21 protein-coding genes and 7 tRNA genes are annotated in these 25,200 nt (G+C 59.5%); 9 read left to right on the forward strand and 19 right to left on the reverse strand.

Features of this window, described 5'->3' with window-relative positions; all coding sequences use genetic code 11:
* Positions 1-18: 18 nt before the first annotated feature.
* From L0U79_RS14480 to L0U79_RS14500, 5 genes are all read right to left on the reverse strand, one after another.
* A complete protein-coding gene (locus L0U79_RS14480) occupies positions 19-576 on the reverse strand; it encodes a DUF2058 family protein (protein ID WP_233842971.1) in 558 nt (185 codons plus the stop codon).
* A gap of 31 nt (positions 577-607) precedes the next feature.
* Positions 608-820: a SlyX family protein gene (locus L0U79_RS14485; protein WP_233842972.1), complete on the reverse strand. Its 213-nt coding sequence runs from the start codon at positions 818-820 to the stop codon at positions 608-610.
* A 2-nt stretch (positions 821-822) separates the two neighbouring features.
* Positions 823-2,166: a UDP-glucose/GDP-mannose dehydrogenase family protein gene (locus L0U79_RS14490; RefSeq protein ID WP_233842973.1), complete on the reverse strand. Its 1,344-nt coding sequence runs from the start codon at positions 2,164-2,166 to the stop codon at positions 823-825.
* A gap of 151 nt (positions 2,167-2,317) precedes the next feature.
* Positions 2,318-3,103 (reverse strand): FKBP-type peptidyl-prolyl cis-trans isomerase, encoded by a 786-nt coding sequence (locus tag L0U79_RS14495; RefSeq protein ID WP_233842974.1) that lies wholly within the window; start codon positions 3,101-3,103, stop codon positions 2,318-2,320.
* Between the two features lie 169 nt (positions 3,104-3,272).
* Complete coding sequence (locus L0U79_RS14500; protein WP_233842975.1) at positions 3,273-5,039, reverse strand: cation:proton antiporter; 1,767 nt, start codon at positions 5,037-5,039, stop codon at positions 3,273-3,275.
* 149 nt (positions 5,040-5,188) lie between these two features.
* Here L0U79_RS14500 and L0U79_RS14505 point away from each other — a divergent pair.
* From L0U79_RS14505 to L0U79_RS14515, 3 genes are all read left to right on the forward strand, one after another.
* Positions 5,189-5,264, forward strand: a tRNA-Ala gene (locus L0U79_RS14505).
* Positions 5,265-5,272: 8 nt separating this feature from the next.
* Positions 5,273-5,348: transfer RNA gene (locus tag L0U79_RS14510), tRNA-Glu, on the forward strand.
* 73 nt (positions 5,349-5,421) lie between these two features.
* Positions 5,422-5,498 (forward strand) — tRNA-Asp (locus L0U79_RS14515).
* 62 nt (positions 5,499-5,560) lie between these two features.
* On the opposite strand, the gene L0U79_RS14520 is transcribed toward L0U79_RS14515, so the two are convergent.
* Positions 5,561-6,025, reverse strand: a complete 465-nt coding sequence (locus L0U79_RS14520) for a DUF1249 domain-containing protein (protein WP_233842976.1) — start codon at positions 6,023-6,025, stop codon at positions 5,561-5,563.
* Between the two features lie 19 nt (positions 6,026-6,044).
* Complete coding sequence (locus L0U79_RS14525; RefSeq protein WP_233842977.1) at positions 6,045-6,860, reverse strand: pyruvate, water dikinase regulatory protein; 816 nt, start codon at positions 6,858-6,860, stop codon at positions 6,045-6,047.
* A 232-nt stretch (positions 6,861-7,092) separates the two neighbouring features.
* Between L0U79_RS14525 and ppsA the strand changes: the two genes are divergently transcribed.
* The 4 genes from ppsA (at position 7,093) to L0U79_RS14545 (ending at position 11,569) form a co-directional block, all read left to right on the forward strand.
* Positions 7,093-9,465, forward strand: coding sequence for a phosphoenolpyruvate synthase (gene ppsA, locus L0U79_RS14530; protein WP_233842978.1), 2,373 nt, complete (start codon positions 7,093-7,095; stop codon positions 9,463-9,465).
* Between the two features lie 126 nt (positions 9,466-9,591).
* A complete protein-coding gene (gene lepB, locus L0U79_RS14535) occupies positions 9,592-10,302 on the forward strand; it encodes a signal peptidase I (RefSeq protein WP_233842979.1) in 711 nt (236 codons plus the stop codon).
* 75 nt (positions 10,303-10,377) lie between these two features.
* Positions 10,378-10,467 (forward strand) — tRNA-Ser (locus L0U79_RS14540).
* A gap of 400 nt (positions 10,468-10,867) precedes the next feature.
* Entirely contained in the window at positions 10,868-11,569 is a 702-nt protein-coding gene (locus L0U79_RS14545) for a protein phosphatase 2C domain-containing protein (RefSeq protein WP_233842980.1), read from the forward strand.
* Positions 11,570-11,581: 12 nt separating this feature from the next.
* Here L0U79_RS14545 and dnaQ read toward each other — a convergent pair whose 3' ends face one another.
* From dnaQ to L0U79_RS14560, 3 genes are read right to left on the reverse strand one after another with little or no spacing between them, the layout of a single operon-like run.
* Positions 11,582-12,298, reverse strand: coding sequence for a DNA polymerase III subunit epsilon (dnaQ, locus tag L0U79_RS14550; protein ID WP_233842981.1), 717 nt, complete (start codon positions 12,296-12,298; stop codon positions 11,582-11,584).
* Positions 12,295-12,738: a ribonuclease HI gene (gene rnhA, locus L0U79_RS14555; RefSeq protein ID WP_233842982.1), complete on the reverse strand. Its 444-nt coding sequence runs from the start codon at positions 12,736-12,738 to the stop codon at positions 12,295-12,297. The genes dnaQ and rnhA overlap by 4 nt, the downstream gene beginning before the upstream one ends.
* Positions 12,739-12,781: 43 nt before the next feature.
* Positions 12,782-13,459, reverse strand: coding sequence for a methyltransferase domain-containing protein (locus L0U79_RS14560; protein WP_233842983.1), 678 nt, complete (start codon positions 13,457-13,459; stop codon positions 12,782-12,784).
* Between the two features lie 198 nt (positions 13,460-13,657).
* On the opposite strand from L0U79_RS14560, the gene gloB reads away from it, so the two are divergent.
* Entirely contained in the window at positions 13,658-14,422 is a 765-nt protein-coding gene (gloB, locus tag L0U79_RS14565; RefSeq protein WP_233842984.1) for a hydroxyacylglutathione hydrolase, read from the forward strand.
* On the forward strand, positions 14,419-15,678 hold the full coding sequence (locus L0U79_RS14570; protein ID WP_345778439.1) for a LysM peptidoglycan-binding domain-containing protein: 1,260 nt from the start codon (positions 14,419-14,421) through the stop codon (positions 15,676-15,678). Before gloB ends, L0U79_RS14570 begins: the two co-directional genes overlap by 4 nt.
* A gap of 82 nt (positions 15,679-15,760) precedes the next feature.
* Here L0U79_RS14570 and L0U79_RS14575 read toward each other — a convergent pair whose 3' ends face one another.
* The 9 genes from L0U79_RS14575 to L0U79_RS14615 all read right to left on the reverse strand — a co-directional run bounded on the left by L0U79_RS14575 (position 15,761) and on the right by L0U79_RS14615 (position 25,051).
* The gene (locus tag L0U79_RS14575) at positions 15,761-17,683 is read right to left on the reverse strand and encodes a SurA N-terminal domain-containing protein (protein ID WP_233842985.1); all 1,923 of its coding nucleotides are present in this window, start codon (positions 17,681-17,683) and stop codon (positions 15,761-15,763) included.
* Between the two features lie 82 nt (positions 17,684-17,765).
* Positions 17,766-17,842 (reverse strand) — tRNA-Asp (locus L0U79_RS14580).
* A 6-nt stretch (positions 17,843-17,848) separates the two neighbouring features.
* A tRNA-Val gene (locus tag L0U79_RS14585) sits at positions 17,849-17,923 on the reverse strand.
* Between the two features lie 17 nt (positions 17,924-17,940).
* Entirely contained in the window at positions 17,941-18,213 is a 273-nt protein-coding gene (locus L0U79_RS14590; protein WP_204632466.1) for an HU family DNA-binding protein, read from the reverse strand.
* A gap of 329 nt (positions 18,214-18,542) precedes the next feature.
* Positions 18,543-21,056: an endopeptidase La gene (gene lon / locus L0U79_RS14595; protein WP_233842986.1), complete on the reverse strand. Its 2,514-nt coding sequence runs from the start codon at positions 21,054-21,056 to the stop codon at positions 18,543-18,545.
* A 261-nt stretch (positions 21,057-21,317) separates the two neighbouring features.
* Positions 21,318-22,619 (reverse strand): ATP-dependent Clp protease ATP-binding subunit ClpX, encoded by a 1,302-nt coding sequence (clpX, locus tag L0U79_RS14600; RefSeq protein WP_233842987.1) that lies wholly within the window; start codon positions 22,617-22,619, stop codon positions 21,318-21,320.
* A 107-nt stretch (positions 22,620-22,726) separates the two neighbouring features.
* Positions 22,727-23,356 (reverse strand): ATP-dependent Clp endopeptidase proteolytic subunit ClpP, encoded by a 630-nt coding sequence (gene clpP, locus L0U79_RS14605; RefSeq protein WP_233842988.1) that lies wholly within the window; start codon positions 23,354-23,356, stop codon positions 22,727-22,729.
* A 234-nt stretch (positions 23,357-23,590) separates the two neighbouring features.
* Positions 23,591-24,883, reverse strand: a complete 1,293-nt coding sequence (tig, locus tag L0U79_RS14610; RefSeq protein WP_233842989.1) for a trigger factor — start codon at positions 24,881-24,883, stop codon at positions 23,591-23,593.
* Positions 24,884-24,966: 83 nt separating this feature from the next.
* A tRNA-Leu gene (locus L0U79_RS14615) sits at positions 24,967-25,051 on the reverse strand.
* Between the last annotated feature and the right edge of the window lie 149 nt (positions 25,052-25,200).

Here is a 25,200-nt window from a genome sequence, read left to right on the forward strand (position 1 = left end):
GCAAAACCCGGCTTTTTTTCACCACATCAGATCAGTAGGCACGCCGTCTTCATCCACGCCGGCCGCCGCGGGGTCGACCAAGAGCGCGACCAAATGCGCATCGACATCGCGCACTTGTTCGGCCACTGCTTGGGTGACCAACACATAGCGCCCGCCATTCTGGATGACACCGAGCTTGCCGGCGTTGAGATCGGCAAGCTGCAAAGCATCCACATACACGCGACGAATCTTGCCGCCGTATTCGAAATGACGCACTTGATCGGCATCGGCCTTGTTGAGTGCAGCGCCGTCAAGCAGCTTGTGCACTTTCGCCTTGCGTTCGCGCTTCACACGCGCCAATTCGGCCGCTTCCTGTTCGGCGCGCTTGCGTTCGGCCGCCTCGGTCTGCGCACGCACGGCATAGGCTTTGGCCAGATCGATCTCTGCATCGCTGCGGGGAGGCCTTGGCTTGTGCGGCGGCTTGCCCTTGGCGAACGATGTGTTCGGTTTTGGCGCGGGTGCTGACTTACGTTGTTCCTCTTTGAGCTGCTTGACGATGCCGCTCTTGAGGAGTTGATCTCGCAATGAATCGACCATGATCGAAATCCGGTTCTACCTGTTACGTTTTTCAATAGTGCGGCGGCGGCGGTTCGCTATGCGGGTCGTGCGCCTGCCCCGCCCGCACCGTTTCCAGTTCGTTGCGAAGTTCGCGCACCATCCGTTCCAGCGCGACAAGACGTAGCGACTGATCCGCATCAGCCGCCACCAATGCCTGGACGGCATCATCGATAAAAGCGAGCCGAACTTCCAGCTCCGTGAGACGTTGCTCGGTGTTGCTCATGGTTAACCTGGCTGCGCCACGCTGCGCCCGCGACCGATGCCGTAATAAGCCAAACCGGCTTCTTCGACAACTGCAGGCTCATACATGTTCCGCCCGTCGAAGATGGCCGGCTCTTTGAGCGTCGCGCGAATCCGCACGAAATCCGGACTGCGGAACGCCTTCCATTCGGTCACGATCGCCAACACGTCCGCACCGTCGAGGGTTTGATAGGCGCTGTCGCACAACACCAGATCCTCGCGCTCGCCATACAGACGACGCGTTTCGTCGCGCGCTTCCGGGTCGTAAGCACGAACCTTGGCGCCGGCTTCCCACAACGACTCCATCAGTCGACGACTCGACGCTTCGCGCATGTCGTCCGTGTTGGGTTTGAAAGCCAATCCCCAAAGCGCGATGGTGCGCCCACGCACATTCCCGTTGAAATGACGCGAGATGAAATCGAAAAGCTTCACTTTCTGATCGTGATTGACCGATTCGACCGCTTCAAGCAAGCGCGCGCTGTAGCCCACCCCGCGCGCCGTACGCTCCAACGCTTGCACATCTTTCGGAAAACACGAACCGCCATAACCGGCGCCGGGATAAATAAAGTGATACCCGATACGCGGATCCGAACCGATACCTTGGCGTACCTGCTCGATGTCGGCACCCACACGCTCGGCAATATTGGCGATCTCGTTCATAAAGCTGATCTTGGTCGCCAACATCGCATTGGCCGCATATTTGGTGAGCTCGGCCGAGCGCACATCCATGACGACAGCGCGATCGTGATTGCGATTAAAGGGCGCGTAAAGTTTGCGCAGCATGCTGATGGCGCGCGCGCTCGAGCTGCCGATCACGATGCGATCGGGGCGCAAGCAATCTTCCACCGCATCGCCTTCTTTCAAAAACTCCGGATTGGACGCCACATCGAACTCGACATCGGCGCCACGCGCGGAGAGTTCCGCCGCGACCGCTTCACGTACGCGATCCGCCGTACCGACAGGCACCGTGGATTTATTGACGATCACCGCATAACGATCCAAATGCCGACCGACGGATTTGGCGACGCTCAATACATATTGCAGATCGGCGCTGCCGTCTTCATCCGGCGGTGTTCCCACCGCGATAAAAATGATTTGCGCATGCGCCGTCGCGGTAGCCGCATCGGTGGTGAACTCGAGTTGTCCGTTAGCGTGGTTGCGTCGAACGATAGGTTCGAGGCCGGGCTCAAAAATAGGTATTTCGCCGCGACGAAGACGCGCGACTTTGTTTTCATCGATATCTACACAAACGACATGGTTACCCATCTCGGCCAGGCAGGCTCCGGTAACGAGGCCCACGTAGCCGGTACCAAATATGGTGACTTTCATCGTGTCGAATCAGCCTTCTTCGGGGGGAGCGCGATTTTAACAGCCTCAAAAGAAACGCTTATGTCAACGTCGGCCGCTTAAAGGGGCCAAAAAACAAACGGGGCGCGATTCGTTCGCGCCCCGTTCAAGTTCGAGCTTTATGCGGCAGCTATTACTGACCGCCACCGGCGGGTTCGCCACCCTGCGGTGCTTGCTGCGCACTGGCCGGCGTCGGACCGGTGCTCACCAAGGTCACGTCGAAGATCAACGTGGCATTCGGCGGGAACGGACGGTTCGGCTCCGAACCATAAGCCAGGTTCGGCGGGATGAAGAACTTGTAGTGACCGCCAACCTGCATCAACTGCAGACCTTCGCGGAAACCGGGGATCACGCGAGCGAGCGGAATCGCGGTCGGTCCCGGCGGATTGTTCTTCGACGAGCTGTCGAACACTTCGCCATTCACGAACGTGCCCGTGTAGTTCACCTTCACGGTGTCGTTCGGACCTGGACGTGCGCCGGTACCCTGCGAGAGCACCTGGTACTGCAGGCCCGAAGCGGTGGTCTTCACGCCGGCAGCGGACTTGTTCTTGGCGAGATAAGCATCGCCTTCGGTCTTGTTCTTGGCCGAAGCGGCGTCGAATTCCGTCTTAGCCTTGGCGCGCAGCTGCGCTTCGAAAGCCTGAGCGGTGGAATTGAATTCCTGCTCGGACATCGGCGGCTTTTTGCCGGAGAGCGCGTCTTGGACGGCCTTCGCGACAGTCGCCGGATCCACGGCTTCACGCATGATCGGGGGAACGGAACCGGCCAGTTCATAGCCGACCACGGTGCTGGCCTTGATCTTGTCAACCGTACCGGTCGCGCCGGTGCTGCTGGACGTCTGGGCCTGCGCGCCAGCGGTCATGCCCAGCGCAACAGCCAGGGCGGCCGCCGTCAGCGTGGGTCGCAGAAATTGCTTCATTTGGAACTCCCTAGATTATGGAATAAGCCGGCGTACCGGCCGGACCTCCCCCCAAATGGAGGCTGGCCCCGCATTGTGCGGTGTCCAGTCCGGTCTTGGCAACGACGATTCGAACTAGACCGTTCATGCTGGGAAAAGTTCATGCGAATAAGCGTGCGTGAGGCCTCATTCAGCTGGGTTCGTTAGGGGAAGATGAAGGCTTTTCCAGCGTTTCTCGCAATGCTGCCTGCAATCTCGCATGGACTTTGACTAACCCACGCCAGAGCACGATTGCGAGAATTACGCACACCGCAATGAGCGAAAGCGCTACACCACGCGGCGGCAAAATCGTCGATCCAAGTACGCCGACGAGAAGTGCCAGCGCCAATAGCGTCGCCAGCGGAATCAATTTCGCAAGAACCTGCCGAATGGCGCGCGTGTAGGAGCCGGCCAGGCGCTCGCTGATTCCCAATTCCGCAAGCAGCATGCCCAAGGCTTCCGCTTTGCGATACACCGCAATCAACAACGGCAGCGATACAAACAGCGCGCACGCCCAGATCAGCGAATGACGCATGTCGCGGCTTAGTCCCCATTGTTCGAACCAGGCGGCGTTATGCGCGTTGACGTAAGCGCCAATCACGAACAACGTCACGACGAGCGCGATGTTCACCGCGATATGCCAGAGCAAACGGCGAAACATGCGCGCCACCATCGCGTTCTCGTCGACGGGACGCAGATTCTCCAACCAGCCGCTGTAGCTGGTGATCAACAAACGCAAAGGACGGGGAATAATGCGCCGCCCCCCATTGGCGATGAGATCGGCGCCGCGCAGCAAATAAGGCGACACCACCATGCAGATCAGCGCCGTAGCCACCGCCGTCGGATAAATAAAATCGTCGACCGCACGCAACGTAAGGCCGAGCGCCGCGATGACGAACGAGAACTCGCCGATCTGCGCCATGCAGAGTCCCGCGCGCAACGACGTACGCAAGTCGTGACCGATAAAGAACATGCCGACGCTGCAGACAATGCTTTTGCCAAGCATCACCGTCACCGCGATTAGCACGGCAGGAAGCGCGTAATGCACCAACTGAGATGGATCGATCTTGAGGCCGATCGCCACGAAAAACAGCGCCGCAAACATGTCGCGCAACGGCTCCACCAAATGCACGATGCGCGGCGCGCTACGCGCTTCGGCGACCACGGCGCCAGCGAGAAACGCGCCCAACGCAACGCTGAAACCCAACCATGCGGCCAACAAGCTGGTGCCGAAGCAGATGCCAAGAACACTGACCAAAAGGGTTTCATCGCGATCAAATCGTGCGACGTAATCCACCAACCGCGGCAGCAACAACAGGCCAACGATCATCCCGGCCACGACAAACAAACCCAAATGCCCGACCACCGTAAAAGCCGCTTCGGTTTCCACCGTTCCGCTGATGGCGATGGCAGTGAGCAATGTCAGCAGCACGATGGCCAGCATATCTTCGGCGACCAACATGCCGATCACCAAACGCGCGAACGGCCACTGACTGAAGCCGTTTTCCATCAACGCGCGCGTCGCCACCATGGTGGACGACAACGCCATGATCGCGCCGAGAAACAACGCGCTTCGTCCGCCCCACCCGAACAGCAGGCCTAGCTGATAGCCCACCCACAACATGAATCCCACTTCGATCACGGTGACCAGCAACAACGTGCCGCCCACTTGGCGCAACTTGCGCACACTGAACTCAAGTCCGAGCGTGAACATCAACAAAACCACGCCCAAATTGGAGATATCGGAAATCGCGCGCGGATCGTTGACCAACACGCCTGGCGTATGCGGACCGATCACCATGCCGGCCAAAATGTATCCGGGAAGCACAGGCAGGCGCAGCCGTTGAAATAGGATTGTCGTGGCGCCAGCCACGAGCATCACTAGCGCAAGGTCGCGAATAAAACCGATGTCGTGCATGCCGCTCTCATCACGATGTTTCGCTCACAGCTTAAACCGAAGCAACGCGCTTGCCGCCCGTCTGAATGGGTTCATGCAACGTGATTTTTCTTGTAAAAAAAGCTTGACGGAAATCCGAACCCACCCTATTCTTTCTTGCTTCCAGCGGCGGGGCCATAGCTCAGCTGGGAGAGCGCTTGCATGGCATGCAAGAGGTCGCCGGTTCGATCCCGGCTGGCTCCACCAACACATACGTCCCCATCGTCTAGAGGCCTAGGACATCACCCTTTCACGGTGGCGACCGGGGTTCGAATCCCCGTGGGGACGCCACTTCAAACCGGAAACGGCACGAAGTGGAAATGGACTTAGTGTGTTGGAAAGTTGGAAAGAAGCAGTACAACGCGGAGCGGTAGTTCAGTCGGTTAGAATGCTGGCCTGTCACGCCGGAGGTCGCGGGTTCGAGTCCCGTCCGCTCCGCCACTGTCTTGAAGAAGCTCGCGCAAGCGGGCTTTTTTGTTGCCTGCGATTCGGCGCGTTTCGCGCTATTTGGTCACGCGTTCCAGCGTGCCGGCCGAATGCCCCTGCTCCACCAGATATTCGAGCCAGCGGGTGAGAAAGCTGTTCATCTGCAGCCGATGTTGGAACACGGTGTGTGCCGGCGGAAACGGTCCTAACACTTGCCACAAGTGGCGGCCGGGATGGCAATGCAAGGCTTCCGCCACATGCGCATCGCTATACATGCGCAACTGCGCGGATGGCGCGCGACGACCGGTCTGCGTATCGACGAACCCGTACGTGAGCTCAAGCTCAAGCGTGTAGGGATGACGTTCTTGCAGCACCAGGTGCACGGGAAGTCCGTCGTCGATATCCGACACGTAGTCGCCCACCTCCAGCTTCTGCGGCTCGAACAAACGCGTTAGCCGATGATAATTTTCGGCATAGAGCCCCATCAGGAACTCAAAACGTCCTGGCAGCAAAGCGGTACGGCGGTCGAGTACGGCACTCATAAGGTGGGAACAGTCTCCATCAAAACATGGTTTTGTCGATGCCAAATTGATCGAGGATTTTGCTCGCAATCTCCTCGATCGACACGTGCGTTGTGTTGAGGTACTGGATGCCGGCTTGGCGCATCAGCCTTTCCGCCTGCTCCAGCTCCCAGCGGCATTGCTTCAACTCCGCGTATCGGCTGCCTGGGCGGCGTTCCTGGCGAATCTGCGCCAAGCGCGTGGGTTCGATCGTGAGGCCGAACAGGCGATGTTTGTGATTGCGCAAGCGGGAGGGCAGTTCCAGCTTGTCCAGGTCGTCGTCGGTCAGAGGGTAATTGGCGGCGCTGATGCCGTAATGCAAGGCCATGTACAGACAGGTCGGCGTTTTGCCGGAGCGGGATACGCCGACCAGAATCAGATCCGCCTGCGCGTAATCCACCGAAATACCGTCGTCATGGCTCAACGCATAGTTGGTCGCGTTGATGCGCGCCTCGTACTTGGCGAAATCCACCAGACCGTGGGAGCGATTTACCGCGCCCGAATGTCGCGTGCCCAGTTCGTCCTCCAACGGGCCGATAAACGGCGCGAACACATCCAGCATCAGCGCGCCGCTGGACGCCACGATCTCACACAACGCCGGATCGGCCATGGTGTTAACCACGATCGGCCGCTGACCGCTCTGCGCATACCGGGTCTTGATGCGCAACGCGGCATTCTCCGCCTTATGCGGATCGTCGATAAACGGCAGGCGATGCCTTTCGAACTGCACCCCCTCAAATTGCGCAAGGATGCTGTTGCCAATGGTTTCGGCCGTAATACCAGTGGAATCGGAGATGAAAAAAACCGAGCGTTGCATGCGTTTTCCATGGGATATGGTGATCCTTGCCTTGCACCATAACCCAAGCAAGAACCCCTGTCTTTGATTGACTTTCACCTGACTGGTATGCAGCTGGCGTGCCGAAGAACGGCAATGGTCTTCTTGTGCCGCGCACCATCGACAGCGGACAATACCAATCTTATGCGACCGCTATGACTGCGCGCCCGCTCCCCGCTTTTCTATTCTTTTATAAGCTCTTGAGGAGACGCCCTTGAACGACCTGGTGCTTTGGCTCGACCAACTGCGCATGACCGACCTTGCCAAGGTCGGCGGCAAAAATGCGTCGCTCGGCGAGATGATCGGCAACCTGGCCCAGCTCGGGGTGTCCGTACCCGGCGGATTTGCGACCACCGCCGACGCCTTCCAGGAGTACCTGGAAAAAAGCGGCTTGGCCAAGCGGATCGCCGATCGCCTATCCACGCTGGACGTCGACGACGTCGATGCACTGGTCGCCGGCGGCAAGGAAATTCGCGGCTGGATTGTCGACACCGCCCTGCCCGCCGAACTCGAAAACGCGATTCGCGACGCATACGCCAAATTGTGCAAAGACGCGGGCGCCGACAATATCGCAGTGGCTGTGCGCTCGTCCGCCACCGCGGAAGATTTGCCGGACGCATCCTTCGCCGGCCAGCAGGAAACCTTCCTCAACGTCGTCGGTATCGACGATGTGTTGCATAAGGTGAAAGAAGTTTTTGCGTCGCTTTATAACGACCGCGCGATTGCGTATCGCGTGCACCACGGCTTCAAGCACGAAGACGTATTCCTTTCGGCCGGCGTGCAGTTGATGGTGCGCTCGGATATCGGCGCATCCGGCGTGCTGTTTACGCTCGACACCGAATCGGGTTTCCGCGACGTGGTGTTCGTCACCGGCAGCTACGGCCTGGGCGAAATGGTGGTGCAAGGCGCGGTGAATCCCGATGAGTTCTACGTCTTCAAACCCACACTGAAAGACGGCAAGCCCGCCGTACTGCGCCGCAGCCTTGGCGCCAAGCAACAGCGCATGGTGTATTCCACCAAACCCGGCGAGCGCGTTCGCGTCGAAGAAACGCCGGCCTCCGACCGCAACCGCTTCTGCATCACCGACGAAGACGTGCAGGAATTGGCGAAGCAGTCTCTGGTGATCGAGCAACACTACAAGCGCCCCATGGATATCGAATGGGCGAAGGACGGCAACACCGGCAAGCTGTACATCGTGCAAGCGCGTCCCGAAACCGTGAAATCCCGCGCGCACGCCACGCAGCTGGAACGCTTTCATCTGGCCGAAAAAGGCAAAGTACTGGCGGAAGGTCGCGCCATCGGCCAGAAGATCGGCTCCGGCAAAGCGCGCGTGATTCGTTCCCTTGCCGATATGAATAAAGTGCAGCCCGGCGACGTGCTGATTGCCGACATGACCGATCCCGATTGGGAGCCGGTGATGAAGCGCGCGTCGGCGATTGTGACCAATCGCGGCGGACGCACGTGTCACGCCGCGATCATTGCGCGCGAGCTGGGCGTGCCCGCCGTGGTTGGCACCGGCAACGCGCTCGATACCATTCCGGACGATCATGAAGTGACGGTTTCTTGCGCCGAAGGCGATACCGGCACGATCTACGAAGGCCTGTTGAAATTCGACCGCGTCACCGCCGATCTCGGCGCGATGCCCGAAGCGCCGCTCAAGATCATGATGAACGTCGCCAACCCCGAGCGCGCGTTCGACTTCGGCATGCTGCCGAACGCCGGCATCGGTCTTGCGCGTTTGGAAATGATCATCGCCAGCCACATCGGCGTACATCCGAAAGCGCTGCTCGAATACAACAAGCAGGACGCCGAAACCAAGGCAAAAATCGACGCGCGCATTGCCGGATACAAAGACCCGGTGAGCTTCTATGTCGATCGCCTCGCCGAAGGTATCGCCACGATTGCTGCGTCGGTGTACCCCAAGCCGGTGATCGTGCGTCTGTCGGATTTCAAATCCAACGAATACGCCAACCTGCTCGGCGGCCAACGCTACGAGCCGCACGAAGAGAATCCGATGATCGGCTATCGCGGCGCCAGCCGTTATGTCGACGCCGGATTCGCCGAATCGTTCAGCCTGGAATGCAAGGCCGTAAAGCGCGTGCGCGAAGTGATGGGACTCACCAACGTTTGGGTGATGATTCCGTTCGTGCGCACGCTTGGCGAAGGTCGCAAAGTGGTCGAGGTGCTCGACAAAAACGGGCTCAAGCAAGGCGAGCACGATCTGAAGATCATCATGATGTGCGAACTGCCGTCCAACGCGCTGCTCGCCGATGAGTTCCTCGATATCTTCGACGGCTTCTCGATCGGCTCGAACGATCTCACCCAACTCACGCTTGGTTTGGATCGCGATTCAAGTGTCGTCGCTCACCTCTTCGACGAGCGCGATGCGGCGGTGAAAAAACTGCTCTCGATGGCGATCAAGACGGCGCGCGCGCGCGGCAAATACGTCGGCATTTGCGGCCAGGGTCCTTCCGATCATCCGGATCTGGCCGAATGGTTGATGGATCAGGGCATCGAATCGGTGTCGCTGAATCCCGATACCGTGGTCGACACCTGGCTGCGACTGGCGAAGAAAAAGGCCGGCTAAGCGGCGCAAGATCGAACGGGGCGATGGCGACATCGCCCCGTTTCTTTTTGGGCGCCGAGAAACTACGCCACGTTTGCGATGTCCTTTTTATCAAGGAACGCCGTCCTCGCCGCCAAGGGGTTTGTCATGCGCAAGCTGTGGTCTTTCCTCGCCAGCAACAAAGGATTTATCGCCTTCATGCTGGGCATGCTGATGTTTCGCAGCGCCTTCGCGGATTGGAGCGTGGTGCCCACGGGCTCGATGCAACCGACCATACAAATCGGGGATCGCATCTTCGTCGACAAAGCCGCCTACGACATCCGCGTGCCATTCACGCACCTGTCGTTGATCCATCTCGCCGACCCCAAGCGCGGCGACATCGTCGTGCTCGATTCGCACGCCGCGAAGGAACGACTGGTGAAACGCGTTATCGGCGTCCCCGGCGACCAGATCGCACTGCGCGGCAACGTGCTCTATGTGAACGGCACGGCCGCCCGCTACGCCCCTGCCGCCGTGGCAGGCATTCACGACGATCTGCGAGACCCCGCGCGTTACGAAGTCGAGCGATGGGGCGCCATGCAGCACCTGATCCGTCTTTCGCTCTACTTTCCCAGTGAGATGCGCGATTTTGGCCCCGTCACCGTCCCCGCCGGCCAATACCTCTTGATGGGAGACAACCGCGACAACAGCGAGGACTCGCGCTACTTCGGCTTTTTCCCGCGCAACGAAATCGTCGGCCGCTCCCGCTACGTAGCCTTGTCGTTCGATCCCGATCACCACTTCCTGCCCCGAACGCATCGCCTCACAGCTGCGCTAGACCAAGCTCCTGCCCCGCCAAGCAAATCCGGCGCGGAATAACCCCTCCAGCCAGTTGTCACAACCCAGCCCACCACGTATCATGTTCGGCTCGCGCTGACCAACGCGCACCTTTTCGGAGAGGTGGCAGAGTGGTCGAATGTACCTGACTCGAAATCAGGCGTGCGTGTAAGCGCACCGTGGGTTCGAATCCCACCCTCTCCGCCACATAAAAAAACGCCCCTAGAGGGCGTTTTTTTATGTGGCGGAGAGGGTGGCCCGATGAGAACCCATACGGTTCGACACAAATTTGCCTGGAGCAAATTTGGACAACCGAAGGTTGGCCCCGTAGCGCATAGCGCGAAGGGGCGAGGCCCATGGATGGACCGAGCACAATTTGTCAGGAACAAATTTGGACAGCCGAAGGCTGGCCCCGGAGCGCATAGCGCGGAGGGGTGAGGCCCAGGGAAGGGCCGAACAATCCCACCCAACGCACGAGAAGTATGGCCTCGCGATAAAAAGTACGAAGTAGCTCAACCATGGCGCATACACAATTCATGATGCCCCAAATCTTTTGCGCCACACCCCCACATCCGTCATGCTGCGCCCATCCACCCGGCGGACACCCATGATCGAATTTGGACACGGAACCCATGTCGGATTGCGCCGCACGCGCAACGAAGACACCTACTACGCCGACGCATCGCTCGGCTTGTTTTTAGTTGCCGACGGCATGGGCGGACACCAGCATGGCGAAGTAGCTTCGGCGTTGGCGCGCGACACCATCGTTGGAGCCATCCGCAACGGAAAGTCGCTCGCGGAAGCCGTGCACGTCGCGGCTGCGCGCTTGTTGGAACATGCGCAACGCTATGACGATGCGCTGCCGATGGGCACTACCGTCGCGGCGATCCGTTTTTCCGAACAAGGCTACGAGGTAGCGTGGGTGGGCGACAGCCGCATCTATCAATGGAAAAACGGTTTGCACCAGATCAGCCACGATCATTCGTTGGTGCAGCAACTCGTTGAAGCCGGCGCGATCGACGAAGCGCAAGCCAAACGCCATCCACAGCGCAATATTCTCACCCAGGCGCTAGGCATCACCGCGCTCGACCAATTGCATATCAGCATGGCAAAAGGCCAGCTTGAAGTCGGCATAAGTTTCTTGTTGTGCAGCGATGGACTCACCGAAGAAGTGGACGATGCCGGCATTGCGCGGATCATCGGTCGCACCGATTTGGCCGCGCAGGAGTGCCTGGATCATTTACTGCTGGCCGCGCTTGAGGGCGGCGGCAGCGACAATATCACCGCGATCTTGGCGCGCATCCACTAGCGAATTCGCGACTCAGGATTCCGACTCCTGCTTTCGCCACACGGATTGACCGCCGGCGCTTTTGTCCAGCGCATCGAGGCGTTGCAAGTGCGCGCCGGTTTCTTGCTCATTCGCGCGCAGCACGCGAGGACGACGCGCCAATACCACCGGCGCGATCACGGCGCGCACGCCGCTATCGGCTTTGCCTTCGAAGCCCAAATCCAGCACGACTTGACCGGACGTCATCGCCAGATAGACGTCCGCGAGCAACTGCGCGTCGATCAGGCCGCCGTGTAGATCGCGCGCTGAGTTGTCGACACCGAGACGCTTGCACAGCGCATCCAAGCTATTGCGCTGGCCTGGGTAGCGCTCGCGCGCCATCGCCAGCGTGTCCAATACGGAATTGCGATCGCGAAGCCGCCCGAACTGCTCACCGGCGCGCGCAAGTTCCGCGTCGATAAATCCGACGTCGAACGCCGCGTTGTGAATGATCAGTTCGGCGCCATCGATGAACGCGAGAAATTCATCCACGATCTCGTGAAAGCGTGGCTTGTCGAGCAGGAATTCATCCGCGATACCGGTGACTTCGCGCGCGCCTTCGTCGATCGCGCGATCGGGATTAAGGTACGTTTGATAGTGACGTCCGGTCAGCCGGCGCTCCACCATCTCGACACACGCGATTTCGATCAGGCGATGCCCCTGACGAACCTCCAGACCCGTGGTTTCCGTATCGAGAACGATTTGTCTCATGGCGTCATCCGAAATTGCTCTGCTTGCTCGCGCGCAGCCTGATCCACGCGTTCGTTTTCATCGTGACCGCTGTGGCCGCGCACCCATTTCCATGTCACCTGATGACGCGCGGCGGCTGCGGCCAAGCGTTCCCAAAGATCCTGATTCTTCACCGGCTTTTTGTCGGCCGTGCGCCAGCCATTTTTGATCCAGCGCGGCACCCATTCTTCGATGCCTTGCATGACATAGCGAGAATCCGTGGTCACCACGACTTGGCAAGGCCGCTTGAGTGCTTCCAGTGCGCTGATGGCAGCGAGCAGCTCCATGCGGTTGTTGGTGGTTTGCGCTTCGCCGCCGCTCAATAACCGTTCGGTGCCCTTCGCTCTCAGCAAAGCAGCCCATCCTCCCGGGCCAGGATTGCCGAGGCACGCGCCGTCGGTAAACGCTTCCACATCCGCCACTCGTTCCGCTCCGTTTTCCTGATGGTGTTGTTGTCGACGATCTTCAGCTGACCGAGCTGCGCCGCGCGCCCGGCGCAAGGCCAGCGCCCACGCGCGCGGTCATCGGTTTAGGCCGCAGACGCGTCGGGACGCTTGCAGGGCCCTTCTTGCGCGCGACCAGCACGTAGCCGCCGCCCAGCCAGCCCGGTGAGCCGTCCAGCGCGGCCGAGGACAAGGGCAGCAACTTGCCGACCCGCTGCACCCGCTCTATCTGCACTTCGGTGCGACGAAGGCGCGCGGCGACCTCAATGGGCGATCTGGCGTGCGTCGCACTGCCCCGCGTGCGCCACAGCCACCATGGCGTCCACCCGCTCAACGGACTGACGCCCGTAAGCACGAGCACGCCGCCGGGAGCGAGCACGCGCACGATATCGGCCAGCAATCGCGGCGCCAGCTCCAGCGCGTGCCGCAGCAGGATCAGGTCGAACGTTTCGTCCAGGAACGGCAGCGGCTCATCGGCGCTGGCAGAAAGGTCACCAGCCAGTCGTCCTTCGGCGAGCCGCAGCGTCACCCACTGGCCCAAATAGGGGGGATTCGGTGGCTCGTCGTGCGCGGCGGCCGACAACAGCAAGGCGCGGGAGCCTGAACAACGGCGCACATCGGGCATATACGCGACCGTTTCATCGGCCAGCAGATGACGCATGGGCGCACTGGCATAGATATCGTGGGCGCGCTGTCGCATCAACCAAGGCCTGTTAAAAACGTACAGCCAGAGTTTAGCGGTTGGCCCGACAAAGACGAACCATTGCATAACAGCGTTCGCACAATATTTCGTTTAACGCAGAACTAACGATCATGGCTGCCGTGAGCCTTATAGTCGGCGGCCACGCGCAAGCAGGACGCCTGCGTCAGTCGATACGAAAACAGAGCGGAGTTCGCCTTGCACGTCGTACCGTTACCGGCGCTTGCCGACAATTACATCTGGCTTCTGCACGATGACCACGGTCAGGCCATCGTCGTCGATCCCGGCGAATCCGCGCCGGTCGACGCAGCGATGCGCGCACGCGGCTTGAAGCTGTGCGCGATCCTGCTCACGCATCACCACAACGATCACATCGGCGGTGCGGGCGAGTTGGCTGAAACGCACGGCGTACCGGTGTACGCACCCGACGACGCGCGAATCGCCGTCGCGACGCATCGCGTCCATGATGGCGACACCGTTACCTTGCAACACCCCGCTGCACGATTTCGTGTAATGGCTGTACCTGGGCATACGCTGAGCCACATCGTGTATGCAGGCGAAAGCGTATTGCTTTGTGGCGACACGCTTTTCAGCCTCGGCTGCGGGCGCTTGTTCGAAGGCACGCCCGCACAGATGCTGTCCTCGCTGCAGCGACTCGCATCGCTGCCGGGCGACACGTTGGTGTGTTGCGGTCACGAATACACGGCGGCGAACGGGCGCTTCGCGCTAACCGTGGAGCCCGATAACGTCGAGCTGAAGCGGCGTTTGGACGACGTAGCGAAACTCCGCGCAGCACAACAACCCAGCGTGCCAGCGACCCTGGCGAGCGAACTTGCCTGCAATCCTTTCTTGCGCGTAGACAGCGACAGCGTAATTCGCTGGTGTGGCGAGCACGGCGCTCAAAACGATCCGGTCGCGCGCTTTGCAGCCTTGCGCGCCGCCAAGGATGACTTTCGCGCATGAAACATAGGCGTCGACTTCTTCCTATTGCGCTTGCATCGCTGCTGACCGCATGCGCAACGCCACCGATCAACAATCCGTCGAAGCCGCCCAAAGTCGCTGCGCCATCTGGCGGGTTGGAAGTTGCTCCCGCAGCTACGCCATCCGTTGTGCCTGTGCAAACGACTTCGCCGAGCGAAGCGTCGGCGCCGGTTTGGGACAAGCTGCGCGGTAGCTTTGCCATGTCCGACTGCGATGCGGATCCGCAGATCATGACGTGGGCGCGTCGCTACACGCAAAACCCCCAGCGCTTCGAAGCTCAGATGAAAGAAGCGCTGCCGCAATTGGTGTACGTGCAACAATCCGCCGAAAAATTCGGCGTCGCGGGCGAATTCGTGTTATTGCCGTGGGTGGAAAGCCAATATCGGCCCGTACCCGGGCATCGCAATTCACCGGCGGGCATGTGGCAGCTTGTGCAAAGCACGGCGCACGTGATGGGCTTGCATGTCGATCATCGCTACGACGGCCGTCTGGACACATCCGCCTCGACGGACGGTGTCATGCGCATGCTGCGCGATTATCACAACGAGTTGCATGATTGGCGCTTGGTCGACTACGCCTACAATCGCGGCGAGTTCGGCATCCAGCGACTCGTGCAGCAACATGGCATGCCGCCGGATGAGCCGGCTATTCCAAAGCTGCCGGTTCCCCGCATCACGCGTGAACACCTCACCAAGTTACTGGCCATTTCGTGCGTGGTGCGCGAACCGTCGCGCTTCCATGTCGAGCTACCGAGCCTTCCCAGCGATCAGCATTTGGAAACCGTGGAAGTCAGCCACGGCATGACGCTATCGACCGCCGCCGGTCACGCCGGCATGCAGACGGACACGCTCAAGCGTTTGAACCCGGCGCTGCAAGGCGATTTCCTCACGACCGATACGAGCACGCATCTACTGCTACCGCATCGCAATGCGGAGCTTTTTCGCAGCGCCATGCAAACATCGGACGATCAGAGCATGACGGCGAGCGAGTCGTCGGATGCGCCGTTGCCGAGCGTGTATGCGGACGATTCGGCCGATCCGCAAAACGACAACACGGCGCAGGCGAAACCGTCCCAGCATGCGCGTACGCACGTTGTTCGCTCCGGCGAGAGTCTTTGGCAGATCGCGCATCACTATTCCGTGAGTGTCAGCACGCTGGAACGTTTGAACAATCTACGCGGCAAATCGTTGAAGCCGGGTCAAGTATTGAAGATCGATCCACCGGGCAAGTCGCGCTAACGTTCGCATTGTCCGCGCAGGTCATCACCCATAAAAAAAGCGGCTCTTAGAGCCGCTTTTTTTGAGTCAAAGATCGCCGCGATTACATACGATCCTTGGCGATTTCAACCTTGGTTCCGGCCTTCAGCATGTCGATGAAACCCTGGGTTTCCACGCCGCCGTAGGCTTGCATCATCTGGCGATAGAGCTGCTGACGATCATCCGCCGTCATCTTGGAAAGATCGCCGCCCTGGACCTTGTCGACCGCCAGCACGGCGTAGGTGCCATGGTCCAACTCCACGTCGGCAAACTGCGACTTTCCATCCGCAGCCGGATGCGGCGTCTTGAACGCTTGCATCAACACGGGTTGCGGCACGTTCTGCTGAACGCGCTGTACCTGATTCACCGTCTGCAAATCGGCGTGTTCCGCTTTGGCGACCTCAACGAGGTCTTCGCCCTTGCTCAAACGCTGCACCAGCACATCGGCCTTCTGATGCGCCGCTTCGGCGATACGCTCGTCGAGCAGCTTCTGCACGATCGCGTCATGCACTTCCGCAATCGGCTTAGGTGACGCCGGCACGTGCTTGTCCACGCGCGCGATGATCGAATCGGTCTTGCCCAGATTGATCAAGGCGGAATTGTTGCCTGCCGTCAGCACGTCATTGGAGAACGCGGCGGCGATGACTTTGGGGTTGGCAAGGATGGGATTTGCAGCAGCGTCTTGCGCGCCTGCACGGCTAAATAGCGGCGTTTCTTTAACCTGCAGCTTCAATGCTTGCGCAGCCGGATCAAGCGAGCCCGGATTCTGCGACGTGAGATCGGTCATCTTGCCAGCCGCTTCGTTGTACACACGGTCGCTGTCGGAAGACGTCGCTTCCTTTAGAAGCTGATCGCGCACTTCGGCGAACGACTTGGTCTGGCCGCTGCGCACGTCGCGCAGGAAGATGATGTGATAGCCCTCATCGGACAACACCGGCTTGGAGATCTGCCCTTTCTGCATGGAGAACATGGCCGAATCGAACGCCGCGTTCGTCACGCCCTTCTGCAGCCAGCCCAGATCGCCGCCTTGCAGCTTCGAACCCAAGTCGTCCGAATCCTGCTGCGCCAGCTTGGCGAAGTTGGCCGCGTTTGCTTCGGAGGCGATCTTGTCTGCCTTGTCCAGCGCTGCTTTCTGCTGCGCCGGCGTGGCGTTCTTGGGCACATTCACCAGGATGTGCGAAACCTCGCGCTCTTCCGGCATGCCGAAGCGCGAGAGCTCGGACTGGTAGCGCTTCTGCAGATCTTCATCGGTCGGCTGCGCTTCCGGTTTCAGGTCCGCGCCGTTCACTTCGATGTATTTCAGCGACACCTGCTCCGCATTCATGAAATCGGACTGGTGCGCTTTGTAGTAATCCTGCACCTGTGCATCCGTAACCTGACTGTCCGAGGGGGTCGGGCGCGGCAGCACGAAATAGCGGATATCACGACGCTGAAGCTTGACGTCCAAATAGCGATCAATCTCGACGGGCGTCACGATGGTGCTGCCGCTGATAGCGTCGGGCAGCAATTGGCTTTCCAGCGACGTGCCCACACTTTGCTGGTACATGTCCGGCGTCATGCCGGAGGATGCCAACTGCGCACGGTACATGTCCGCGTTGAATTTGCCGTCGACCTGGAACATGGGATTTGAGGCGATGGCGTCGCGCAATGCCTGATTCGAAACGCGCATGCCGAGGTCTTCGTTAGCTTGCAGCAACAGTTGCTGACCGATCAGCTCGTCGAGGATCTGCTGCTTGAATTCTGGTTTTTCGAACACGCTCGGATCGAATTGATCGCCCAGCTGCGCACGCTGCTGCTGACGAATGCGATTGATGGTGTCCTGAAATTTCTGTTGATCGACTTCGCGCTTGCCGACCTTCGCGACGAAGGTTTCGATGTGCGAGCTGAAGTAGCCTTCAATGCCGAAGAAAGACATCGCAAAAACGGCTACGCCCAGCACCACAATGGCTGGCCATCCATGCATTTTGTCGCGTAGTGACTGCAACATTGGCTTTTCTCGCGATGTCGTTGGCGCGTTACCGCGCGTTACCTAAACAACAAGGGCGCCACGCGGGCGCCCTTGCAAACCGTGGCGGAGCGGACGGGACTCGAACCCGCGACCTCCGGCGTGACAGGCCAGCATTCTAACCGACTGAACTACCGCTCCACATTCTGGTGGGTGCTGTAGGGATCGAACCTACGACCCTCGCCTTGTAAGGGCGACGCTCTACCGCTGAGCTAAGCACCCAGACCCTAGCGGGCCGCTTAGTTTAGGGCGTCCTTGAGCGTCTTACCAGCCTTGAAGGCCGGGACCTTGGAGGCCGCGATCTTGATCTCTTCGTTCGTACGGGGATTGCGGCCGGTACGGGCGGCGCGGCTGCGCACGGTGAAGGTACCAAAGCCGACGACCGACACGTCGTCGCCGTTTTTCAGCGCTTTTTGCACGGTTTCGAAGAACGCCTCAAGCGCACGGCCTGCATCTGCCTTGGTGAGTTCGGCTTGTTCGGCGACGGCATTGATCAGATCGGTTTTATTCATTGAGTTACTCCCTTAAACAGATATTCGGCCCGCGGATAGGTTGGGGACGGGACAACGCGAGAAAGGATCATGGATGGATGAGAGGCGTCGGCACGCGATCCCGCATCGCTGTGCATCGGCTGAGGCCTCAGGATGACGGTGAGCCTTTATACCAGCGCCCCCCGGGGTCCGCAATACAAGTGATACCAACGCATTGCGGAAGTTCAACCGCGCATTTTGCATACCGTTAGATACGTCCTGTAACAACGATTTGGTTATGCGTGGCCTACATGAAATAGGCGACACGTCAAACGTGTCGCCTATCGCAAACCACCGATGTAACGATGCAGTTAGTGCGTGCGTGTCGGTGTTTCGGCACTGTCGTCGTGCGGACCGCCCTCGCTCGCACTACCCGATGCCGCGGCGCCCTCGCCTGCTTCCTTTGCCGGCAGCGGTTGCAGCGGACGTTCCAATGCGATGTCGAGCACTTCGTCGATCCAACGCACCGGATGGATGTCGAGCGAACCGGTGATGTTTTCCGGAATGTCCGCAAGATCCTTGCGGTTCTCATCCGGAATGATCACGGTGGTGATACCGCCGCGATGCGCCGCGAGCAGTTTCTCTTTCAATCCGCCGATCGGAAGCACGCGGCCACGCAGCGTAATTTCGCCGGTCATCGCCACTTCGGAACGCACCGGCACCTTCGTCAAGGCCGACACCAACGCCGTGCACATCGCAATACCCGCGCTCGGGCCGTCCTTCGGCGTAGCGCCTTCCGGTACGTGGATATGCAAGTCGTATTTCTCGTGGAAATCCGGATCGATACCGAGTTGGCTGGCACGCGCACGCACCACCGACAACGCAGCTTGGATCGATTCCTTCATCACGTCGCCGAGTTGTCCGGTATGCACCTGACGTCCCTTACCGGGAACGATCGAGGCTTCGATGCTGAGCAAATCGCCACCGACCTGCGTCCACGCAAGACCCGTCACCAGGCCGACTTCGTTCTGCAGTTCTTTGCGACCGAAATCGAAGCGGCGCACGCCAAGGAATTTCTCGAGATTCTCGGACGTGACACGCACCATATCCGGTGCCGCCGGCTTCGACTTTTTCTTCGTCTCTGCTTTGGCGGCTTGCGCGTTCTTCTTGCTCTCGCCCAGCGTCAACTGCTTGACCACTTTGCGGCAGATCTTGGAAATCTCGCGCTCCAGATTACGCACGCCCGATTCGCGCGTGTAGTAACGCACGATGTCGCGTACAGCTTCTTCATCGACCGACACTTCTTCGGACTTCAAACCGTTTGCCTTGATTTGCTTCGGCAGCAGGTACTTTTGCGCAATCGCGAGCTTCTCATCCTCGGTGTAACCGGGGATGCGAATAACTTCCATACGATCCAGCAACGGACCCGGAATATTCAGCGAGTTCGCCGTCGCGATCCACATCACTTCGGAAAGATCGAGATCGACTTCCAGATAGTGATCGTTGAACGTGTGGTTCTGTTCCGGATCGAGCACTTCCAACAACGCGGACGACGGATCGCCGCGGAAGTCCATCGACATTTTGTCGATTTCGTCCAGCACGAACAGCGGATTCTTCGATCCGACCTTATTCATGTTCTGCACGATGCGACCCGGCATCGAACCGATGTAGGTACGACGATGACCGCGAATTTCCGCTTCGTCGCGCACGCCGCCTAGGCTCATGCGAACGAATTTGCGGTTGGTCGCCTTGGCGATCGATTGACCGAGCGACGTCTTGCCCACACCAGGCGGACCCACTAGGCACAGGATGGGGCCTTTCATGGTGCTCACGCGCTGCTGCACGGCCAAGTATTCGAGGATGCGCTCTTTGACTTTCTCCAGACCGAAGTGATCGGCATCGAGCACTTCTTGGGCGAGCGCGAGATCCTTGCGGACCTTGCTGCGCTTTTTCCACGGCACGCCGATCAGCCAGTCGAGATAGTTGCGCACGACCGTCGCTTCCGCGGACATCGGCGACATCTGACGGAGCTTGCCGAATTCCTGGCGCGCCTTGGCGAGCACCGGCTTGGGCATGCCCGAATCTTCGATTTTCTTCTGCAGCTCTTCGAGCTCGTTCGGGTTGTCTTCGCCCTCGCCCAGTTCCTTCTGGATCGCCTTCATCTGCTCGTTGAGGTAGTACTCGCGCTGGCTCTTTTCCATCTGCGACTTCACGCGGCCGCGGATGCGCTTTTCCACCTGCTGCAAATCGATCTCGCCATCAACGAGCCCGATGAGCAATTCGAGACGCTGCGCGACGTCGGCGGTTTCGAGCACTTTCTGTTTATCGGCCATGCGCACGGAAAGGTGCGCAGCGATGGAGTCCGCAAGACGCGACGGATCGTCGATGCCCGACAACGTCGCCAACACCTCCGGCGGCAGCTTGCGGCTCTGCTTCACCAATTGTTCGAACAACGAAACGAGCGTGCGCGACACCACATCGAGCTCGCGCTCTTTGACGTTGTACACGGGCTCGATGACGCGCGAGCGCGCCGTGAGCATGCCTGCGTCATCGTTGTATTCCTCGATCGAGACGCGCGATTGACCTTCGACGAGCACTTTCACCGTGCCGTCCGGCAACTTCAACAATTGCAGCACACCGGCAAGCGTGCCGATTTCATGAAGGTCTTTGATTTCCGGATCGTCGATATCCGGACTCTTTTGCGCGACCAGTAGAATTTGCCGTTCGCCTTCCATCGCACGCTCGAGCGCGCGCATGGATTTGTCGCGCCCGACGAACAACGGAATCACCATGTGCGGGTACACGACTACATCACGCAGCGGAAGCACCGGTAGTGCGTCCAGCGTGGCACCAGAAGCGATAGGAGTTGCGGCACTTTTTGCCATCGCAGGGAGTCTCTCGCGGAAAAGAATGAAAACCCTCGAACCGTCGTCCTGACTGTTCTTCGGAGTCAGCGTGCCTGGTACACACACCCAGGCGCGCGGCGCTTCCTAGTACCGCTACCGCTGACGACCCCGACACTGCGCCGTGGCCATTAAGTCGTCAAGTGGAGGCGATGTGAGCCGCACACAAGTACCGGCCCGGGAACACAAAATAATACGGCCCCGGTGGAGTCCACCGAGGCCGTATGAACAGCGTCAAAACAATCAGGCTGCCGCGTCGCCGCTTTCGCTGCTGATTCGCGGTTGTTGCTGCAAGTTCCCGCGATAGATGAGATAAGGCTCCGCCTGACCTTCGATGACAGCGTCGTCGACCACGACTTTGCTGACATGCTCCAGCGAGGGAAGCTCGTACATCGTATCCAGCAGCACTTGCTCAAGAATGGTGCGCAAACCGCGCGCGCCCGTCTTGCGCTTGAGCGCTTTGCGTGCAATCGCCTGCAGCGCTTCCGGACGGAATTCCAATTCGACGCCTTCCATCTCGAACAACTTGCGGAACTGCTTCGTGACGGCGTTGCGCGGCTCGGTGAGAATTTTCACCAACGCGTCTTCGTCCAGTTCGTCCAGCGTCGCCACAACCGGCAGACGACCGACGAATTCCGGAATCAGACCAAAGCGCACGAGATCCGACGGTTCGACTTCAGCCAAAACCTTGCCGAGATTTTCCGTACGTTCCTTCGAACGCACTTCGGCAGAGAAGCCGATGCCGGTCGTTTCGGAACGCTGCTGGATCACTTTTTCCAGACCCGCGAACGCGCCGCCGCAAATGAACAAGATGTTCTTGGTGTCGACTTGCAGGAATTCCTGCTGCGGATGCTTGCGACCGCCCTGCGGCGGTACGGAAGCGAGCGTGCCTTCGATCAACTTCAGCAACGCTTGCTGCACGCCTTCGCCGGATACGTCGCGCGTGATCGACGGGTTTTCGCTCTTGCGCGAGATCTTGTCGATCTCGTCGATGTACACGATGCCCGACTGCGCTTTCTCGACGTCGTAGTCGCACTTCTGCAACAGCTTTTGAATAATATTTTCGACGTCCTCGCCCACATAGCCGGCTTCGGTCAGCGTGGTGGCGTCGGCGATGGTGAACGGTACGTTGAGCAGGCGCGCCAGCGTTTCGGCTAGTAGCGTCTTGCCCGAACCGGTCGGACCGATAAGCAGGATGTTGGATTTGCCAAGCTCGACATCGTCGCTGCGTTGGCGTGATTCCATCCGCTTGTAATGGTTGTAGACCGCGACGGCGAGCGCTTTCTTGGCGCGCGTCTGCCCGACCACGTATTGGTCGAGGGTCTCCATGATTTCCTTGGGCTTGGGCAGCTGGCTACGCCCGGAGGCGGCCTTCTCTTCAAGCTCTTCACGGATGATGTCGTTGCACAGCTCCACGCACTCGTCGCAGATGAATACGGACGGACCCGCGATCAGCTTGCGCACTTCATGCTGGCTCTTACCGCAGAAGGAGCAGTAGAGAATCTTGCCGCTGTCGTTGGAACGGCCTTGCCGCTCGTCGCTCATTCGTTTGATCCTGCTGGAAAAACCCGGTTACGGGTCGAGAATAGCACAGGGTCCCGAGTCCGCACCCGGACGCGGGACCCCATTTATGCGTAAGAAATCGGCTGAAATCAGGCCGACTTAACCGTTTCTACCGCGCGGCGGTCGAGAACGGCATCGATCAGGCCGTATTCTTTGGCCTGATCCGCGCTCATGAAGCGGTCGCGCTCCATATCGCGCTCGATCTTATCCAGGGGCTGGCCGGTGTGCTGAACGTAAATGTCGTTCAGGCGGCGGCGCAGGTACAGGATTTCCTGGGCCTGGATTTCGATATCGGTGGCCTGCCCGCGAGCGCCACCCGAAGGCTGGTGGATCATGACGCGCGAATTGGGTAGCGAGTAACGCTTGCCTTTCGCGCCAGCCATCAGCAGCAGCGACGCGGCGCTGCAAGCCTGACCCACGCACATGGTGCTGATGTCGGGCTTCACGAATTGCATGGTGTCGTAGATGGCCAAACCGGCCGTCACGGCGCCGCCGGGACTGTTGATGTAGAGATGGATGTCCTTGTCGGGATTTTCCGACTCGAGAAACAGCATCTGCGCAACCAGCAGATTGGCGACCTGATCGTTCACTTCACCGACCAGAAAGATCACGCGCTCTTTGAGCAGGCGTGAATAGATGTCATACGAACGCTCGCCGCGAGCGGTCTGCTCGACAACGATCGGCACCAGGTTGAGGTTCTGGATCGGGTCCATGGCCATGCGTGCAACTCTCCGGGTGTGGGGACTGAAAATCGATTCGTATGAGCAGGGTCAGACTAGCAGGTTGAGAAAACGCCTCGCTAGCGCAAGCCGACCATGGCCTGCCGCGAACTCTTCACAATGCGTGCGAATTCGCTAAACCCAAGTTCGAACGAATGTCGAACTTAGCGCATCGAGGAAATGTGTAAACACATTCCCTCGATATCCATGCTGACGGTGCCTGATCGAATCGTCTCAGGCGCCGACCGGGCGCATGACTTCGTCGAAGCTCAGGTTTTGGACGGTGGTGTTGGCGTTGTCGGCCACCCATTCGGCCACCTGATCTTCCATAACGCGGTTCTGCAACCCGGACATGAGTTGGGGATCGCCATTGTAGAGTTCAATGACCTTTTCCGGCTCTTCGTAGGTCGAGGCGATCGCCGCGAGCTGCTCGGCCAAAAGCGTGCGATCCAGCTTCAGCTCCTGCTTGCGGGCGATTTCGCCCATCAGCAGGCCGGCGATGACGCGCAAACGCGCTGCAGGCATGGCCGCATCGACCAACTGCGGCGGCGGCTGCTGACCGCGCGGCACGCTGCCGGCGGCGAGATTGCGGGCCTCGGACTGCACCATCAGATTGGGCACGTCCAGTTCGCTGTGCTTCTGAGCGAGCTTTTCAGCCACTTGAGACTTCAGACGGCCCATCAGCGCAGCCTTCAGTTCGCGCTCCAGGTTGGAACGCACTTCTTTGCGGAAGTGTTCCAGATCGCCGTCTTCGATGCCGAAGAGTTTGATGAACTCGGCGTCCACTTCCGGCAGCTTCGGCTCTTGCACCTTCACAATCTTGAAGTTGACCTTGGCGGTCTTGCCGGAAAGCTGCTCATTGCGGAAATCGGCCGGGAATTCGATATCGGATTCGAAGGACTCGTCACCCTTGCGACCGGTCAACGCGCTATCCAGCGCCTTGAACAACGTGCCGGAGCCGATCACGCTGCCGGCGCGTTCCTGACCTTCGGTCGGAAAGCGGTAATCGCCGGCGGTGGCGTCGTATTCGAACATCACGAAATCGCCTTCGGCCGACGCGCGCTCGACTTCGTCGAAGCTGCGGCGCTGTTGACGCAGCGTGCCGATCATCTTCTCCACGTCGGCGTCGGTGACTTCGGCGGCAGGGCGGCTGATTTCAAGCGCAGCAACGTCGATTTCCGGGAATTCCGGCATCACTTCAAAGGTGGCCGTGTAGGCGATTTCACCATTTTCCGGTTGGCCGGTGGTGTCGATCGCCGGGTTGGCGACGGGACGCAGATTTTCCTTTTCGAACGCTTCGCGCAGCGTGCTGCCGATCAGGTCCGAAAGCACTTCACCGCGCACCTGCGCACCAAAACGCTGCTGGATCACGTTGGCAGGCACCTTGCCCGGGCGGAAGCCCTTGAGGCGAACGGTGCGGCTCATTTCCGCAATGCGCGCATTGACCTGTGTCTCGAAGCGCTCTGCCGGAAATTTAACCGTGAGCTTGCGCTCGAGCTTGCCGACGTTTTCAACCGAAAACTGCATGACGTCTCCTGGAATTACCTGTAATGGCCCATACCGGCGCCGCGGCGGCCCTTGCCGCCCGCAAAATCAAGCTTAAGGTCCGATGGTGCGAAAGAAGGGACTCGAACCCTTACGGGGTTACCCGCTGGAACCTAAATCCAGTGCGTCTACCAATTCCGCCACTTTCGCATTGTTCGCCCCAAGGCAAACTGCAGATTTTCCACGATTTTTCGGGGTTTATTCCGAAATCGTCGAAAGGCTGCCGAACCACGACCCTAAGTCGATGATTACCTTATGCCAAGCCAGCCATTCTACGGTTCGGCAATACGCCAGCACAA

The organism is Dyella sp. 2HG41-7 (assembly GCF_021390675.1).
GTDB lineage: Bacteria > Pseudomonadota > Gammaproteobacteria > Xanthomonadales > Rhodanobacteraceae > Dyella_B.

Bases quoted from the DNA above. Each gene is read 5' to 3' on its own strand.
- L0U79_RS14570 (WP_345778439.1), top strand. From the start codon at position 14,419: ATGAAACATAGGCGTCGACTTCTTCCTATTGCGCTTGCATCGCTGCTG.
- clpX (WP_233842987.1), bottom strand. From the start codon at position 22,619: ATGAGCGACGAGCGGCAAGGCCGTTCCAACGACAGCGGCAAGATTCTC.
- clpP (WP_233842988.1), bottom strand. From the start codon at position 23,356: ATGGCCATGGACCCGATCCAGAACCTCAACCTGGTGCCGATCGTTGTC.
- L0U79_RS14490 (WP_233842973.1), bottom strand. From the start codon at position 2,166: ATGAAAGTCACCATATTTGGTACCGGCTACGTGGGCCTCGTTACCGGA.
- dnaQ (WP_233842981.1), bottom strand. From the start codon at position 12,298: ATGAGACAAATCGTTCTCGATACGGAAACCACGGGTCTGGAGGTTCGT.
- L0U79_RS14495 (WP_233842974.1), bottom strand. From the start codon at position 3,103: ATGAAGCAATTTCTGCGACCCACGCTGACGGCGGCCGCCCTGGCTGTT.
- L0U79_RS14485 (WP_233842972.1), bottom strand. From the start codon at position 820: ATGAGCAACACCGAGCAACGTCTCACGGAGCTGGAAGTTCGGCTCGCT.
- L0U79_RS14500 (WP_233842975.1), bottom strand. From the start codon at position 5,039: ATGCACGACATCGGTTTTATTCGCGACCTTGCGCTAGTGATGCTCGTG.
- L0U79_RS14560 (WP_233842983.1), bottom strand. From the start codon at position 13,459: ATGCGACAGCGCGCCCACGATATCTATGCCAGTGCGCCCATGCGTCAT.
- L0U79_RS14520 (WP_233842976.1), bottom strand. From the start codon at position 6,025: ATGAGTGCCGTACTCGACCGCCGTACCGCTTTGCTGCCAGGACGTTTT.
- L0U79_RS14480 (WP_233842971.1), bottom strand. From the start codon at position 576: ATGGTCGATTCATTGCGAGATCAACTCCTCAAGAGCGGCATCGTCAAG.
- tig (WP_233842989.1), bottom strand. From the start codon at position 24,883: ATGCAGTTTTCGGTTGAAAACGTCGGCAAGCTCGAGCGCAAGCTCACG.
- L0U79_RS14590 (WP_204632466.1), bottom strand. From the start codon at position 18,213: ATGAATAAAACCGATCTGATCAATGCCGTCGCCGAACAAGCCGAACTC.
- L0U79_RS14545 (WP_233842980.1), top strand. From the start codon at position 10,868: ATGATCGAATTTGGACACGGAACCCATGTCGGATTGCGCCGCACGCGC.
- L0U79_RS14525 (WP_233842977.1), bottom strand. From the start codon at position 6,860: ATGCAACGCTCGGTTTTTTTCATCTCCGATTCCACTGGTATTACGGCC.
- lepB (WP_233842979.1), top strand. From the start codon at position 9,592: ATGCGCAAGCTGTGGTCTTTCCTCGCCAGCAACAAAGGATTTATCGCC.
- L0U79_RS14575 (WP_233842985.1), bottom strand. From the start codon at position 17,683: ATGTTGCAGTCACTACGCGACAAAATGCATGGATGGCCAGCCATTGTG.
- lon (WP_233842986.1), bottom strand. From the start codon at position 21,056: ATGGCAAAAAGTGCCGCAACTCCTATCGCTTCTGGTGCCACGCTGGAC.